The organism is Pedobacter sp. MR2016-19, from assembly GCF_014947265.1.
Taxonomy (GTDB): domain Bacteria; phylum Bacteroidota; class Bacteroidia; order Sphingobacteriales; family Sphingobacteriaceae; genus Pedobacter.
Genome location: NZ_JADCNK010000012.1, coordinates 52,493 through 68,365, shown reverse-complemented (window position 1 = coordinate 68,365; position 15,873 = coordinate 52,493). Strand labels below are relative to the sequence as shown.

The following is a 15,873-nucleotide window of genomic DNA, read 5'->3' as shown; positions in this document are numbered from 1 at the left end:
TAAATTTTTGCATTGATTTAACAATTTTTAACGGCTTAAGACCTTTAACATAAAGGATTTTAATTTATTGGAGAAGCAAAAACCCATAGGCGGAAAGGTGAAATCTGCCTATGGGTTAAAATTTAGAATGTTTTTTGACTAACCAGTTGCGAACGGCGTAAACCTGGTGATTAGATCGTTATATTGTTTTTCGAGATTTTTACTCAACGCACCTTGCTTAAAAGCCTCAGTTAATTTTACCATTTGCCCCAAATAACCAAGGTAGAAACGAACATCCTGCTCTGATGACAACTGATTTTTGCTTTCCGAAACATTTGCAAGGTGGGTGAGTTCCTTACCTACATAGTCTGCCGTTTTTTTGATCATTGCATTGGCACGGTTCAAATCATTTAACCGATACAGGTTTTCAGTAAAATAATAGGTGCTCATTACCTGGCGCATACTGTAAAATTTAGCCGGAATTACCTCAAAATATTTATTTGCCACTTTTTTGCTCTCCGCAATTTTACCTTCGTTTATCAAGCCAGTTAATAAGCCGTTAAACATATTAGATAACATGGTTACGTCATCAGCAGATTGCCTGTCTAAATAGTTTGCATTTTTAATGTTGCCGAAACCATATACATTCATCAAATTATTGTACATGGGTTTCAGGTTTACACGATCAAAATCCTGTGTAATCGCTGTATCGGGTTTCAAGGGTAGCAGCCTTTTGTTTAAACCTTCCGAATAGAGGTATTTGTTCAATCCTACGTATTGCTCATCGGGCATGCCTCCGGTAAAATAAATCGGTCGTTTCCAATTGTTATGCGTTAAAATATCAAATAAAGCTAAGGTACCTTTAGTTACAAAATTAGAATTGTAAGTCCATTCCATACTGCTCGCAATTTTACCGGCATCCTCTTTGGGTACGGTTCCTGTATCCAAAACCTGTTGCGGATTCACCGCCAGTTTAAGATTTTTGGCTGGCAGCACATTGTATTTAGAACCATCTGTCATGGTTACTTTATCTTCGTCGTGATCGGATAAAAGCACATCTAAAATTTCCTGTAACTCAATATGCTGTGCAATTTTATAATCCTGGTAATACATAATGTCCCTCGTGCCTTCAACATATTGCTCAGGTTTTAAGGTGATAGGTAGTGGTGCCGATTCATTTTGCTTTCTGCGCATGCCATCGATATACCAATCGGCAGTAAATAAACTCAGGTTTACCACCCGAACATCCGGACGTACATTTTCCACTTCCTGTGCATACCAAACCGGATAAGTATCGTTATCACCATAAGTAAATAAGATGGCATTTGGTGCACACGATTTTAGGTAATTAACCGACATATCCCTCGCTAAGTGGCTATCAGAACGGTCATGGTCATCCCAGCCCTGGTTGGCCATTAGAATTGGGGCTCCAAACAAGGCAATAACTGATGCGAAAATACTTGCGCGTGCAGGCGTTAGTTTCTGGAAAATAAAATCCTTCAATCCAAATACGCCTAAACCGATCCAGATGGCAAAAGCATAAAACGAACCCACATAGGCATAATCCCTTTCACGCGGCTCAATAGGTACAGAGTTCAGGTAAACTACAATAGCCACACCAGTAAAAACGAAGAGTAAACCGATAATGCCCGCATCCTTTTGGTTACGTTTAAAATGCCAGACGGCACCAATTAAGCCGATAATTAATGGCAAAAAGAAAAATCTATTGTATGCTTTGTTCTCTACAATTGATGGTGGAAGGTTTTTTTGATTGCCAAGTCTGATGGCATCTAATGGTTTTACACCGCTAAGCCAATTGCCATCTTTTCCGCCAAACTGTCCATCTTCATTGTCCTGTCTGCCTACAAAATTCCACATAAAATAACGCATATACATCTGTCCGGTCTGGAAAGAGAATAGATATTTTAAATTATCAATAAGTGTAGGTTTATGTTCATCATCAAAACCCTTGTAACTTTTGTAAAACCTCACATGTTCGGGTTTATCGCTGTACATACGTGGCAGTAAAGTTTTATCGGCAAAAACATAAGCTGATTTTGTACCGGCCGGTTCGTATTTTTTGTCACCTTTACGGATAATTTTGCCCGTTTCTTCAATGCCAATCTTTTCTGAATTGTAATTCTCCCCATAAAGTAAAGGCCTGTCGCCATACTGGTCGCGGCCCAGGTACCTCGAAAGTGAGAATACATTATCCACATTATAATTGTTCAGGTTAGGTTTGGCCTGCGCCCTGATAACCAACAACGAAAAAGAACTGTATCCAAATAAAAGCAGTACAGTAAATAACAGGATCAGGTTTAAAGCCCTTTTGTTTTTAAGGATAGAATAACGGATGCCATACACCAGGCCTCCGATCAATAAAACAACAAAAAACAATATTCCCGAACCAAAGCCAAGGTTCATGGTATTTACAAAAAAGTAATCAAAGCTTGCAGCGAGCGATACTACGTATTGGATGAGGCCAAATTGTACTACAGCCAAAGTCGCAATGGAAACAAAAAATATTTTTAGAATACTTTGCCAGCTTGGCGATGGATTCTTTTTAAAATAATAAACAAATATTAATGCAGGAATGGTAAGCAGGTTTAAAATATGCACACCGATCGAAAGCCCCATTATATAAGCTACAAAAAGTAACCAGCGGTCTGCTTTTGGTTCATCAGCCTGCGATTCCCATTTTAAGATACCCCAAAATACAATGGCGCTGCAAAGCGACGACATGGCGTAAACCTCAGCCTCTACAGCAGAAAACCAGAAACTGTCAGAAAACGCATAAGCCAAAGCCCCAACCAAACCGGCACCCATAATGCCAATAATTTGCTGTTTGCTGATTTCTTCACCTTTTTTAATTACTGTTTTCTTTGCTAAAGCCGTAATGGTCCAGAATAAAAATAAAATGGTTCCTGCGCTTGCAAGGGCCGAAGCAATATTAACAAAATAGGCTACTTTGGATTTGTCGCCAAAAGCCAGGGTAGAGAATAACCTTTGAATCATGGAAACTATTGGAGCGCCAGGCTGATGTACTACCTCCATTCTGAAGGCTGAGGAGATGAATTCGCCACAATCCCAGAAACTTACGGATTGATCTAAAGTTAAGATGTACGTGAGTGCGGCAACGCTAAAACAGAGCCAGCCTCCAATGGTGTTGATCCTTGAATAATTCATAGTTTAATTTTAGTCTTTGATAATAAATGATTTAAGTGGTTCGCAGTAAAAAAAGTCGTAGAAAAAAATAAAATGTTGCACGCTATATGATGATTTTTTTATCTTTGCATCGCAAACAAAGAACAGCAGGAAAGAAATTAAAAATATTTTAAAATCACTCTTGCATATTTAAAATAAGGTTCCTACATTTGCATTCCCTTTCGAGGAGAATATCCTTGAGAAGTTTTTGTCCGATAGTATAAGGGTAGTACAACGGTTTTTGGTACCGTTTGTCTTGGTTCGAATCCAGGTCGGACAACGAAAATTTAATAACGGATCATGTTTTAAATAGACATGATCCGATTTTTTTTAACCGTAACTACACGAACCCATGCCATTGCAGTTTAACCCGGTAAAGCTTTTTTCCGGAACAGGTTCTAAGGGATTATCACTTAAGATTGCCGAGCACTACGGCAAGCCACTTGGTAGCGTAACCATTCACAAATTCAGTGATGGAGAGTTTCAACCTTCCTTTGATGAGTCAATCCGCGGTAGTGATGTTTTTCTAATCCAGTCTACTTATCAGCCAAGCGATAATTTAATGGAGCTTTTGCTAATGGTTGATGCTGCTAAAAGAGCATCTGCACATTATATTACAGCAGTTGTTCCTTATTATGGTTTAGCCCGTCAGGATAGAAAAGATAAACCGCGTGTAGCAATCGGTGCCAAATTGGTGGCTAACTTATTAAAATCAGCAGGTATTCACCGCATTATGACGATGGATCTACATGCTGCACAGATACAGGGCTTCTTTGATATTCCGGTTGATCACTTAGATGGATCGGTAATCTTTGTACCTTATATCAAAAGCCTGGGCTTAAAAAACTTAACTATTGCATCGCCAGATATGGGCGGTTCGTATAGGGCACGTACTTTTGCGAAATTTTTTAATGCTGAAGTAATTATTTGTGATAAACGCCGTAAACGTGCCAACGAGATCGAATCGATGTCGATTATCGGTGATGTGACCGGACAGGATGTGGTATTGATCGATGATATTTGCGATACAGCCGGAACCTTATCAAAAGCTGCGGCTTTGATTATGGAAAACGGTGCAGCAAGTGTAAGGGCAGTTTGTACACATGCTGTATTATCAGGAAAAGCGATAGAAACGGTAGAAAATTCGGTATTAACCGAACTGATCGTTACGGATACAATTCCATTAAAACAGGAAAGTCCGAAAATCAGGGTATTAAGCACAGCCAGTTTATTTGCAAGGGCAATTGCCAATGTAAACGAGCACGGGTCGATTAGTGATCTGTTTAGGGTATAGCGTTAAGCGAGTTGCGATAAGCGGTTAAAAACGCCAGCCACCAAACGCAAAGCGATAAAGAGAGTTTAAATAGGTTGAAGGTAGAGGGTTGAAGGCTTAAGGTCTTGATACTCGATACTTAATACTGACTACTAATAAATAAATATAAATAAAAATGAAAACAATCGCAATTAGCGGTTCTCCAAGAGAGAACGTAGGGAAACGCGATGCCAAGGAACTTCGTTACGAAGGTAAAGTTCCGGCGGTATTGTATGGTGGAAAAGAGCAACAACACTTTGCTGTAGTTATTGCTGACTTAAGAGATGTTATTTATACCCCGGATGTAAACTTTGTGGAGATTGATGTTAACGGTACTAAAACTAAAGCTATCGTAAAAGACACTCAATTTCACCCACTTACCGACGTATTAATGCACATCGATTTTCTTCAGTTATTTGACGAGAAAGAAATCGTTATGGAGATCCCGGTTAAATTGACAGGAACTTCTCCAGGTGTTAAAATGGGGGGTAAATTAATCCAGAAATTACGTAAACTACGTGTTAAAGCATTACCAGCTAACATGCCACAAAACGTAGAAGTAAGCTTAGAGAAATTAGAAGTTGGTAGTTTATCTCGTGTTCGTGACCTTAAAGGTGATAAATACGTAATCACTAACACTCCTGAAGATACTATCGTTTCTGTTGCAATGTCTAGAGCATTAAAACAAGCAGAAACTGAAGCTGCTAAAGGTAAAAAATAGTACAAGGATTTCACAGATTAATGTGATTTCACAAATTCTAGAAGCGGTAAAGAAGAAATTCTTTACCGCTTTTTTGTTTACACGAGGTTATCTGTCAAATGCTGCCCCTTACTAGATATATAGATTCACGACTCCGGACTTCAGACTTTTCGCTTTAGTCTTTGGTCTTTTCGCTTTAAGCTTCTACCTTTGCCCCATGAAATATCTTATAGTTGGCTTAGGGAATATCGGACCGGATTATGCGCACACCAGGCATAATATTGGTTTTGATATTGCTGATGAACTGGTTAAAGGTTTAGGTGGTAGTTTTGATAATATCCGTTTGGCCTATTATGCTGAGGTGGGCTTTAAAGGCAAAAAATTGCATGTAATTAAGCCTACTACTTTTATGAACCTGAGCGGTAAGGCCGTTAACTATTGGATGAAGGAGCTGAAAATAGCACCAGAAAATGTACTTGTTATTGTTGATGACCTTGCATTGCCTCTGGGAAAGCTAAGATTAAAACTGCAAGGCTCAAGCGCTGGCCACAATGGCTTAAAAAGTATCGAAGAAGTTTGTGGTGGGCAAAACTACGCACGCCTTCGTTTTGGCATTGGTAACGATTATCCGAAAGGCCGGCAGGTAGATTTCGTTTTGGGTTTGTTTGATAAAAATGAGCAATTGGAACTTCCTGCATTGATTGATAAAAGTGTAGAGTTGATTAAAAGCTTCGTTACCATTGGGCCAGCCCATACCATGACGGCTTTTAATAAATAGATGGTTAATTGTGTAAATCATGCTGTAATCCTGAGGGTTAATTTATTTCATAAAAATCAATATAAATGACAGTATTAATCTATGCGTAAAAATCCCTTGAGTTACCGTCATTTCGAGCGGAGTGCAACGCAGTCGAGAAATCTAACTAAATAGATCTCTCCATTTCGCTGCGCTACAGTCGAGATGACGACCTTTCTATTGGTGTTCTGTCAATGGTAGTGTGGTCAAGATTGCTTGAAGAGCAATTGCAGACGCACTTCTTAATGTTTGTTCCTGCTTTCCATTACAAGTCCTCGCTGCGCTGTGGGCTTTCTATTTCAATCAGGTCTAAAACGCAGCACCTCTACTGCTATTGTTGGTAGAATAACATAGTTTATATAGATTTCCTTTCCTAGTCAATTACCTATATCCTCACAGCATCTTGACTGATTTAAATCATCTTCTAGGGAAAACGATATCGCGGATCAAGCTGCTGTCATCCTGAGTTTAGCGAAGGATCTTTTATTAGCTAAGAATATATAATAACCATATAAGAAATATAAGAACATTTAAGTTAATATGCCCTTAAATGCCTTATATGGTAAATAAATATACAACTTCCTTTTCCTGCACATGCAACCCAAAATAGTATTGTTGGCTGTGCAGCTTAAACCCGACCGCAGTGGTTCCGATTTTTCATCGGAAGGAACGTAGAGCGGGGCTGCAATAACCTAAAAGCATCTGCACCTGATTTCCAAAAAAAAAGATAATGGTTCTTGTTATGAGACTGTCTATCGTTTTGGTGAGCTACAAAGTACGATATAGAATGAATAGTCTTGGAGTGTCGTCATTTCGAGCGGAGTGCAACGCAGTCGAGAAATCTATTTTCCAATTTAATCTGGCTCATAGATCTCTCCATTCCGCGATGCTCCAGTCGAGATGACGATCTTTCTATAAGAATCTGTCATTGATAACTTAGTCGAAAGATCAATAATTGCAATTACGAAAAGCTTTAAACAAAAAAAGACCACCTTTCGATGATCTTTCCTGTAAATATGTTTTAGTTAGTGTTTATTTAACTTGTTCTTGAGCCCTTGCAATGTAAGCATCAATTAACTGCGCTTCTGCGCTCTCAGGATATTGAGTTTTAACTTTAGTATAAGCATCAACTGCACCTTTAAAATCTTTCAGGTTTTCATTCACCAAACCTAATTTCTTTAAAAACATTGGTGAAGTAAATTTACTCGCTTTATCAGCTGCTTTTTTATAATACGTAGAAGCTTGTTTGTAGTCTTTCAACTCGCTATAGGCATCACCTAATAAACCTAAAGCCAATGGGTCCGCAACTGGGCTACCAGTAGCACTATATTTGTTTAATGATTCTATAGCTTGCTTATATTCGCCCTTACGTAAGTAAATACCACCCAAATAAAGATTAGCTAAGTTTGCCGATTTAGTATTATCGTACTCTTTAGCAATCTGTTCTAAGCCTGGGTAACCACCTTCGCCTTTAACAGCTCTGTTCGATAGCGAATCTACTCCAACAGATTGCTCTGCTTTGTACATTTTGCTAGCGGCTTCTTCAGCACGACCTTTTAAATACACGCCTTGATACCAAAGATATATTAAAACTAATAAAACTACAGCGCCTGCAATAAACAGTAAGCTTTTATTATTCTCTTGTAAAAATGAACCTTTTTTAGTTGGTTGAATTGTCTGGTTATCTGTTGTAGACATGTTTGTTTAAAAAATTTAAGATTGCAAAAATACATTTTTCAATCAAAGTATCAACCTTTATTTTGAAGTATTTGATTAAACATTAGTTATTTAGGCCTGCAGATCGTAAAATGATTACGATCATTAGCGCAACAAGCTAATTAGTGTATTAAACCAGGTTTGGTTATCGCTAAAAATACCGGTGTGGTTAATCACCAGGTATACGGTTTGACTTTCCGAGCGGCTCACAGTCGATCTAATTCTAATGGGTTGCCAGAATGCACCGAAATTTTTTGCAGATGAAGCTGGGAATAAATCGTCGAAACCCATATAGACCTCTTCTATATTTGATAATGGGAGTTCCAATTGTTCATCTCCGGTAATAAAAAGGCCATTGGAGGCCAACAAAATATCGCCTTCGTGATTGTGAATTGGCTTTAAAAACGAAAATAGACCTGCGATTTTTTTAATCCAGTTCGAATTTTTATCATTGGTCAGTTCATGATCATAAGACCATAGAACATTCCCTTCTAACATTTTTTGTGCAACCATTTATTTTTCCTTGCGATGAAAGTACAATTTTTTTAAATGTTATTAACGTTTATTTTAAACAATGGATGTTAAGAGGCTAAAAAAGGGTAAATTTGTGACATATTTATGTGGTTAAAAAATATTACCCTTCTAAATTTTAAGAACTATACCGATGCAGATCTCCGTTTCTCGGAAACTGTGAACGTTTTTACGGGTAATAATGGCTCTGGAAAGACGAATATGCTCGATGCGATTCACTACCTCTGCCTATGTAAAAGTTACTTTAATCCCATCGATAGCCAGCAGATCAAAACCAATGAAGAGGTTTTTATGATCCAGGGCGATTTTGACCGCAACGAAAAAAACGAAAAAATCTCCTGCGGTGTAAAACGCAATCAGAAAAAGCAATTCAAGCGCAACAAAAAAGAATACGAGAAATTGGCCGATCATATAGGCCTTTTTCCGGTTGTAATGGTTTCTCCCTATGATGTGAACCTGATTATGGAAGGTAGCGAAGAGCGGAGAAAGTTTATCGATAATGTGATTTCGCAGACCGATGCACATTACCTGGATCAGTTGATTACCTATAACCGTATTTTGTTAAACCGGAATGCTTTGCTAAAGCAGATCGCCATTACCAGAAAGTATGATCCTACGCTGCTCGAAATTTTGGACGAACAATTGGTTATAGCCGGCAACAAGATATTCGCCATCCGAAAAGCTTTTATGGATGAGTTTATTCCATTGTTTAATCAATATTATACCTACCTTACCGAAAATAAGGAAATCGTTGAGTTAAATTATCAATCGCAATTGAATGATGCGGCTTTTGAGGAACTATTGAAAAAATCAGTAGAAAAAGACCGTGTGCTCGAGCGGACCACAACTGGTATTCATAAAGATGAACTGGCTTTTATCATCAGCGGAATGCCTTTAAAAAAGTTTGGCTCGCAAGGACAACAGAAGTCTTTTTTAATTGCCTTAAAACTTGCACAATACGCTTATCTCGCTAAAAACAAAGGATTTAAGCCGTTGCTTTTGTTGGATGATATTTTTGATAAGTTAGATGATAACCGTGTTCAAAAACTAATGCAAATGGTTTCTCACCACGATTTTGGGCAGATATTTATTACAGATACAGGAAGAGAAAGAGTAAAATCAATTTTTGAAAAAATAGAAGTTGATGTAACTTTGTTCGAAGTAGATAACGGAACGATACAAAATGCGTAAACCCAATGATGTTACCGTAAAAGATGCCATCAGCAAAATGCTGGATGTGTATCGTTTGCGCCGTAAGTTTGATGAAACTTCAGTCTTGTCTATCTGGCCAGAGATTATGGGTACTGCAATTGCCAACCGTACCAAACAGATTTATATTCACGATAAAAAATTATTTCTGAGGATAGAATCTTCTGTGATCAAAAATGAATTGGTTATGGTGAGACAAGGAATAATCCAGAAATTAAATGAGCATGCCGGCAGCGAGGTCATTACCGAAATGGTGTTTTTGTAAGGCGTAATAAAAGAGCAAAAGTTAAAACTCATGCTCTTTATATTTTACCAAAGATTAAATGCCGACTAAAGACTGTTGACTTCGGACTCAAGATTAAACTAACTTCTTCCTCCGCCAAATATCTTTGCCAAAATCCAGATCACCAGCGCAACCACAACTACAACTACGATTACGCCTACCCAAACGCCGGCTTTAAATATACCTTCTACCAGTTCACAACTACTTAAGGTGGTGCATAAAAATGCGATCAGTGCTAAAGGGAATGCTTTTTTCATATTTATGTTAATTTGTAATAGCTAACATCGAATATTCAAGAAAGTTTTAATTATGGGTTTATTTAGCTCGATTCTAAAGAAATTCCTGTTTAGTGGTGTCAGATGTTTTACCATCTGACACAGTATCGATCACTTTTTTGATAGGATTATTCAATAAAAAAACAGTCAGATGGTAACATCTGACTGCACATTAAAATCTTATTGCATTAAGATTCTAAAAAAAAATCGTCATCTCGACTGGAACGCAGTGAAATGGAGAGATCTGCTTAGATAGATTTCCCGACTTCGTTGCAATCACTCAAAATGACGAATAGCATTTTTATTTTCCGTTAACCTTCAACAGCTCAACTTCGAAAATCAAAGTGCTGTAAGGAGGAATGTCTGCTCCTGCACCGCGTTCACCATAAGCCAGGTTGTAAGGGATAAAGAATTTATATTTTGAACCTGCTGGCATTAATTGTACCCCTTCTGTCCAGCCTGGAATTACACGATTTAGTGGAAAAGAAATCGGCTCACCTCTATCGTAAGAGCTGTCAAATTGCTTTCCATTTAATAATGTTCCTTTGTAGTGTACCAGTACCGAGTCTGTTGCCAGTGGTTTAACGCCGGTACCTGCCGTTAAAACTTCGTATTGTAGGCCACTTGCAGTTGTTTGAACACCTGCGCGTTTTTTGTTCTGTTCTAAGAAATCTTGTCCTTCTTTCATAATGGGTGCGTATTTAATTTTATTTGCTGCTTCTTCAGCTTTGTTTTTTACTGATGATACCTTTGCTAATGCTTCATTTATACAGTGTTGAGCCTGCTGCTGGGTTAATACAACTTTGCCGCCAGTAAATGCATCTTTCAGTCCTTTTAACAATACTTCGTAATTTAAGGTAGAAAGGCCGGTTGTTTTTAAACTGGAACCAATTGAAGTGCCAAAAGCATAACTGGTAGAGTCTAAAGTAGATTTTAAACCGATGGTAGGAACTGACTTTTTACTGGTTGTAGTCGGTTTTTTTGCAACTGTTTTTTTTGCTGCTGTTTTGGTTTGTGCATAAGATGCAACAGCGATACCAGACAAGCATACCGCTAAGAAAATTCGTTTCATTATTTATGTTATGGAGTAATTAATTCCAACAGGTTTAAATGGTGGATTATATTTAAGGCCGAAAGATACAAAATAGATAAAACAATAAAACCCCGAATATTCGGGGTTTTATTGTAATTTTTTTGTGTTGGAAACTAGAAACGTTCGTCTGCTTTGAAGAAGAAGTTACCTTCAATTTCTGCATTTTCATCAGAATCTGAACCGTGAACTGCATTCGCATCGATTGATTTTGCGTATTTCTGGCGGATTGTCCCTTCTGCAGCTTCAGCCGGGTTAGTAGCGCCGATCAATTTTCTAAAATCTTCAATCGCATTGTCTTTTTCTAAAATAGCAGCAACAATAGGTCCTGAAGACATAAAGCTTACTAAATCTTTGTAAAAAGGACGCTCAGCATGAACAGCATAGAACTGACCAGCAGTTTCATCTGTAAGTTTAGTATATTTTAATGCAATGATTTTGAAACCAGCATTAGTAATGTCGTTAATGATTGATCCGATATGACCGTTTGCTACTGCATCAGGCTTGATCATGGTAAAAGTTCTGTTAGTGCTCATTGTGCTTTTGATATCAATTTTTTTGCAAAAATACGTTTTAATTGATGAATAATCAATACAACTTGTTTTTCAGTCGAGAATGGATGATGATAAGGATCAAAATAGCCAATTAACCTTGTTTTGATCACTAATCTTACCAGCTATATATCAATATCTTTTAAACTATCATCCTGCTCATTCTAAAATCTTTAAATCCTAATCAATCCTAATCTAAATTTACTTAGCTTTGCAGCGCAAAAAATATATGCTTACATTAACTGAATTAAAAACATTATTGGCTACGCCACAACGAATTGTGATCACTACGCATCACAAACCCGATGGCGATGCAATGGGATCATCTCTGGGTTTATATGGATATTTAATTCAAAAAGGCCACCATGTTAAGGTAATCACCCCAACCGATTACCCTACTTTTTTGCATTGGATGCCGAACAATAGCGACGTAATTATTTTTACAGAAGCGCAGGAAAAGGCGGCACAATTGGTTGATGAAGCCTCACTCATATTCTGCCTTGATTTTAATACCCTGAGCCGCATTAATGAATTAGGCGAACTGGTTAGGGCTGCAGGGGCTAAAAAGATCATGATTGATCATCACCTGGAGCCAGAAGATTTCGACGATTACCGCCATTGGGATATCAATGCATGTGCTGCTGCACAATTAGTTTACGATTTTATTGCAAATCAGTTACAGGATGGCGAGTCGATCAATAAAGATGTAGCTTCTTGCCTTTACACAGGTATAATGACTGATTCTGGATCTTTCCGTTTCTCATCAGCAACTTCGGAAGTATACCGTATTGCCGCAAATCTGATCGATTTAGGGGCCGACCAATCGAAAATCCACGAATTGGTATACGATAACTCGAGCGAAAACCGACTACGCTTTTTAGGCTACTGCCTATCTAATAAACTAGAAGTTTTAAGAGATTATAATACAGCCATCATTTCGGTTACCAAGGAAGAATTGGCGCAGTACAACAGTATTACCGGCGACACAGAAGGAGTGGTAAATTATGCCCTTTCCATCAATGGTATCCGTTTGGCCGCGTTAATTATAGAACGTACCGATAAAGTTAAATTATCTGTCAGGTCTACAGGCGATTTTCCGGCTAACGAAATCTGTAAGAAATATTTCAATGGTGGTGGCCACAGAAATGCGGCTGGCGGCGCATCAGAAAAATCTTTAGCTGATGTAGTAAACGAATTTAAATCGATATTAGCAGAATATAAAGAACAATTGATAGCTTAGGAAAAAGAAATAAAACAATAAAAATTTAAAAAAGTCAAATTAATAAATGAAAAAGGGAATTATTATTCTAGCAGCAGCCACTTTAGGTTTAGCAGCATGTAAACAAGAGAAAAAGGGAGCTGGTGGCTTACTATATACCATTCACCACTCGGCAGGTAACGAGAAAATCAAAGAAGGCGATATCGTTAAAATGAATTTTATTCAGAAAAACGATAAAGATTCAGTTTTATCAAGCACTTTCGACAGCGAAACGCCTGCAGTATTTCCTGCTCAGAAAAAAATGTATGCTGGTGATATGAACGATGTTTTAACATTGTTTGGAGAAGGCGATAGCGCTACTTTTAAAGTAAATTTAGATACTATGGCATTTCATAGTAAACAACCTAAACCAGAGCAGTTCAAAAATGATAAATACATCACTTTCACGGTGAAAATCGAGAAAGTATTCAAGAAAAAAGCTGGCGAAGCTGACTCTACTTTTAACAAAAGAGCTCAGGAGTTTTTCCAGGCTGATTATAAAGCTGCTTCAGAAAAAAAGAAAGCTGCTGAACCTGCTAAGTTAAAAGCTTATTTAGATGATACTAAACTGGCAACTAAAACTACTGCAAGTGGTTTACACTACATTATCGAAAACGCAGGAAGTGCAGAAAAACCAGCTTTAGGCGATACCGTACTAATCGAGTATACTGGTAGAGTAACTAAAAAAGGTAAAGATGGTAAATACAAAATCTTCGATACAAGTGATGAGAAACTAGCTAAAGCAGAAAACGAATTTAAGGCAGGTAAACCTTACGGTCCTCAGAAAATGCCTGTTGGCGGAACAATCCCAGGATTTACTGAAGCTTTACAGTTAATTGGTAAAGGTGGTAAAATTAAAGTAATTATTCCTTCTAACTTAGGTTATGGTGAGCAAGGTGCACCACAAGTTGGTATTATGCCTTTCAGCCCAATTGCTTTCGATTTAGAAATTAAAGATATTATCAAAGGAAAACCAGGTGCAGCAGCTCCAATGCAAATGCCTGCTCCGGTAGTTAAAAAATAATTCTTTTAAGATATTTTGAGATCCTGCTTATTCATTTAAGCAGGATTTTTTTTGCTCAGCTTTTTATTAACTCATCAAGAAATAAAACATTCCAAAGATTTATAAAAACTTATTATAACCTATCTTTGTAGTGTTCTAATAAAACACAGTATACATTTTGAAATAGGATCTGCAGACTGTTTTTTAATAAATAACTAAATGAAAAAAGGAATAATTATTCTCTTGGCAGCAGCATTAGGACTAGGTGCCTGTAACAAATTCGAAAAGGGTGAAGGAGATATGACTTACAAGATCTATAAAAGTGAAGGTAAGCCAAAAATTCAGGATGGCGATTATGTAAAATTAAACGGAGTTCAAACGGTAGAAACCAATACCAATCCCGATTCTGTAATGGTAAATACCTACGACAATGAACGTCCTGCTTTCTTTGCCATTAGCAAATCGATGTTCAAAGGCGATTTAGCCTCTGGATTGAAATTACTTGGTGAAGGAGATAGCGCCGTTTTTAAATTGAACCTCGATTCAATGGAGAAATATTCAGGTCAGCCAAAACCAAAAGGACTAAAATCGAATATTGCGTCATTTACCATTAAAATTGAGAAGGTTTTACACAAAGGAAAAGATGCTGATTCTGTTTTTGAGGCAAAGAAAAGACTTTTTTTTGAGGCTGAATACAAAGCGCTAAACGAGAAAAACAAAACAGTAGAACCTGCTAAAATAGCTAAATACGTTGAAGAGAATAATCTGAAAGTAACTACTGCGCCATCCGGACTACAATATGTAATTTTTGCACCGGGTAATTCAGAAAGAGCAACTTTAACGGATACGGTATTAATGGACTATACAGGCCAGTTTACCAATAAAAAATCGAACGGAAAATTAAATGTTTTTGATACTTCTGATGCTAAAATTGCTAAAGAGGCTGGGATTTTTTCTGAAAGTGTACAATATGTACCTCGCAGCTTACCTTTAGGGCAATTACCGCAAGGCGTTATCCAAGGCATTCAGCTGATCGGGGTTGGCGGTAAGATTAAAATGATTTTGCCATCAAAATTGGGTTTCGGGGAGAACGGAGGTGGACCAATTAATCCGTTTACGCCATTGGTTTTTGATGTAGAGCTGAAAGGTATTATTAAACCAGGTGCAAGTTTGCCATTGGCTAAATAAAGTTGATCATATCTTATAGGTTTTCGAAATCATTAGACCTCGCAGGTTTTTAAACGGCATCGCCCTCAATAAGGCCGCTAAAAAATAATATAAACTACAAGCTAAACCTGCGAGGTTTGCAAAAGAACTGATTACTGAAAATTGTAAACTGATAACTGATTTGGGCGTTACCCAAGCTGCGCAAGGGGCGGGCTTTTCAGGGCTACGCTTCGCTCCGGTACCAATGAAGGATTGGTACTGAACCCTTACAATCCCTAACGCAAACCTAACTTTTATAAAACTGAGTTCGAAAACTTAAACCCAATCTTTAAAAGGTTTAACCGTGAGGTTAGAATTGTAATATTTTGCCTCTTCGGTAACTTCAGTGCTTACCCAATCCGGTAGATCGAAAGTTTCTTCTTCGCTTTCCAGTTCAATTTCGGCAACAATAAGGCCTTCATTGTCACCAGAAAATACATCCACTTCCCAAAGCTTGCCGTTAAATGTAATTTCATAGCGTGTTTTAGAAAGTTCTGATTGCGAGAAATTATTTAGTAATTCTGTGGCTTCATCAACTGGGATCTCATATTCATACTCCATCCTTGTGGCACCAATGGTTTGGCCTTTTATGGTTAAAAATCCTTTGGTTTCGGTTGCCCTTACGCGTATAGTTTTATCTTTATAAGTGAGTAAATAACCTTGTCTAAAAAGTTTTCCTTCCGGTTTATTCAGGTTATCCCACTTTTGCTGATCAATTAAAAATTTGCGCTCTATTTCTTTGCCCATTGTAGATTTCGTC

At 37.7% G+C, this 15,873-nt stretch carries 15 protein-coding genes; 8 read left to right on the top strand and 7 right to left on the bottom strand.

The window, feature by feature from the left end:
* Positions 1-138: 138 nt before the first annotated feature.
* A complete protein-coding gene (locus IM793_RS16100) occupies positions 139-3,165 on the bottom strand; it encodes a DUF2723 domain-containing protein (RefSeq protein ID WP_193423043.1) in 3,027 nt (1,008 codons plus the stop codon).
* Positions 3,166-3,535: 370 nt separating this feature from the next.
* Between IM793_RS16100 and IM793_RS16095 the strand changes: the two genes are divergently transcribed.
* From IM793_RS16095 to pth, 3 genes are all read left to right on the top strand, one after another.
* The gene (locus tag IM793_RS16095; protein WP_029278327.1) at positions 3,536-4,477 is read left to right on the top strand and encodes a ribose-phosphate pyrophosphokinase; all 942 of its coding nucleotides are present in this window, start codon (positions 3,536-3,538) and stop codon (positions 4,475-4,477) included.
* 154 nt (positions 4,478-4,631) lie between these two features.
* Positions 4,632-5,216: a 50S ribosomal protein L25/general stress protein Ctc gene (locus IM793_RS16090; protein WP_121287705.1), complete on the top strand. Its 585-nt coding sequence runs from the start codon at positions 4,632-4,634 to the stop codon at positions 5,214-5,216.
* 196 nt (positions 5,217-5,412) lie between these two features.
* Positions 5,413-5,973, top strand: a complete 561-nt coding sequence (pth, locus tag IM793_RS16085) for an aminoacyl-tRNA hydrolase (RefSeq protein WP_025144146.1) — start codon at positions 5,413-5,415, stop codon at positions 5,971-5,973.
* 1,050 nt (positions 5,974-7,023) lie between these two features.
* On the opposite strand, the gene IM793_RS16080 is transcribed toward pth, so the two are convergent.
* Together IM793_RS16080 and IM793_RS16075 are read right to left on the bottom strand one after the other, a co-directional pair.
* Positions 7,024-7,689, bottom strand: coding sequence for a tetratricopeptide repeat protein (locus tag IM793_RS16080; protein WP_121287707.1), 666 nt, complete (start codon positions 7,687-7,689; stop codon positions 7,024-7,026).
* Between the two features lie 123 nt (positions 7,690-7,812).
* A complete protein-coding gene (locus IM793_RS16075; protein ID WP_193423041.1) occupies positions 7,813-8,220 on the bottom strand; it encodes a hypothetical protein in 408 nt (135 codons plus the stop codon).
* Between the two features lie 105 nt (positions 8,221-8,325).
* Between IM793_RS16075 and IM793_RS16070 the strand changes: the two genes are divergently transcribed.
* Together IM793_RS16070 and IM793_RS16065 are read left to right on the top strand one after the other, a co-directional pair.
* Positions 8,326-9,429: a DNA replication/repair protein RecF gene (locus IM793_RS16070; RefSeq protein WP_193423039.1), complete on the top strand. Its 1,104-nt coding sequence runs from the start codon at positions 8,326-8,328 to the stop codon at positions 9,427-9,429.
* Positions 9,422-9,712: a DUF721 domain-containing protein gene (locus IM793_RS16065; protein WP_121287710.1), complete on the top strand. Its 291-nt coding sequence runs from the start codon at positions 9,422-9,424 to the stop codon at positions 9,710-9,712. The genes IM793_RS16070 and IM793_RS16065 overlap by 8 nt, the downstream gene beginning before the upstream one ends.
* A 98-nt stretch (positions 9,713-9,810) precedes the next feature.
* Here the strand turns inward: IM793_RS16065 and IM793_RS16060 are convergent, their stop codons facing one another.
* The 3 genes from IM793_RS16060 to IM793_RS16050 form a co-directional block, all read right to left on the bottom strand.
* Positions 9,811-9,987 (bottom strand): hypothetical protein, encoded by a 177-nt coding sequence (locus IM793_RS16060; RefSeq protein WP_168202555.1) that lies wholly within the window; start codon positions 9,985-9,987, stop codon positions 9,811-9,813.
* 319 nt (positions 9,988-10,306) lie between these two features.
* On the bottom strand, positions 10,307-11,077 hold the full coding sequence (locus IM793_RS16055; protein ID WP_193423036.1) for an FKBP-type peptidyl-prolyl cis-trans isomerase: 771 nt from the start codon (positions 11,075-11,077) through the stop codon (positions 10,307-10,309).
* Between the two features lie 134 nt (positions 11,078-11,211).
* Positions 11,212-11,631 (bottom strand): nucleoside-diphosphate kinase, encoded by a 420-nt coding sequence (locus tag IM793_RS16050; protein ID WP_025144153.1) that lies wholly within the window; start codon positions 11,629-11,631, stop codon positions 11,212-11,214.
* Positions 11,632-11,875: 244 nt separating this feature from the next.
* Here IM793_RS16050 and IM793_RS16045 point away from each other — a divergent pair, with 244 nt between their 5' ends.
* The 3 genes from IM793_RS16045 to IM793_RS16035 all read left to right on the top strand — a co-directional run bounded on the left by IM793_RS16045 (position 11,876) and on the right by IM793_RS16035 (position 15,095).
* Positions 11,876-12,886, top strand: coding sequence for a bifunctional oligoribonuclease/PAP phosphatase NrnA (locus IM793_RS16045; protein WP_193423034.1), 1,011 nt, complete (start codon positions 11,876-11,878; stop codon positions 12,884-12,886).
* Between the two features lie 46 nt (positions 12,887-12,932).
* Positions 12,933-13,928 (top strand): FKBP-type peptidyl-prolyl cis-trans isomerase, encoded by a 996-nt coding sequence (locus IM793_RS16040; RefSeq protein WP_193423032.1) that lies wholly within the window; start codon positions 12,933-12,935, stop codon positions 13,926-13,928.
* 198 nt (positions 13,929-14,126) lie between these two features.
* Positions 14,127-15,095: an FKBP-type peptidyl-prolyl cis-trans isomerase gene (locus IM793_RS16035; protein WP_193423030.1), complete on the top strand. Its 969-nt coding sequence runs from the start codon at positions 14,127-14,129 to the stop codon at positions 15,093-15,095.
* A 294-nt stretch (positions 15,096-15,389) separates the two neighbouring features.
* On the opposite strand, the gene IM793_RS16030 is transcribed toward IM793_RS16035, so the two are convergent.
* The gene (locus IM793_RS16030) at positions 15,390-15,860 is read right to left on the bottom strand and encodes a CYTH domain-containing protein (protein ID WP_193423027.1); all 471 of its coding nucleotides are present in this window, start codon (positions 15,858-15,860) and stop codon (positions 15,390-15,392) included.
* Positions 15,861-15,873: the final 13 nt, after the last annotated feature.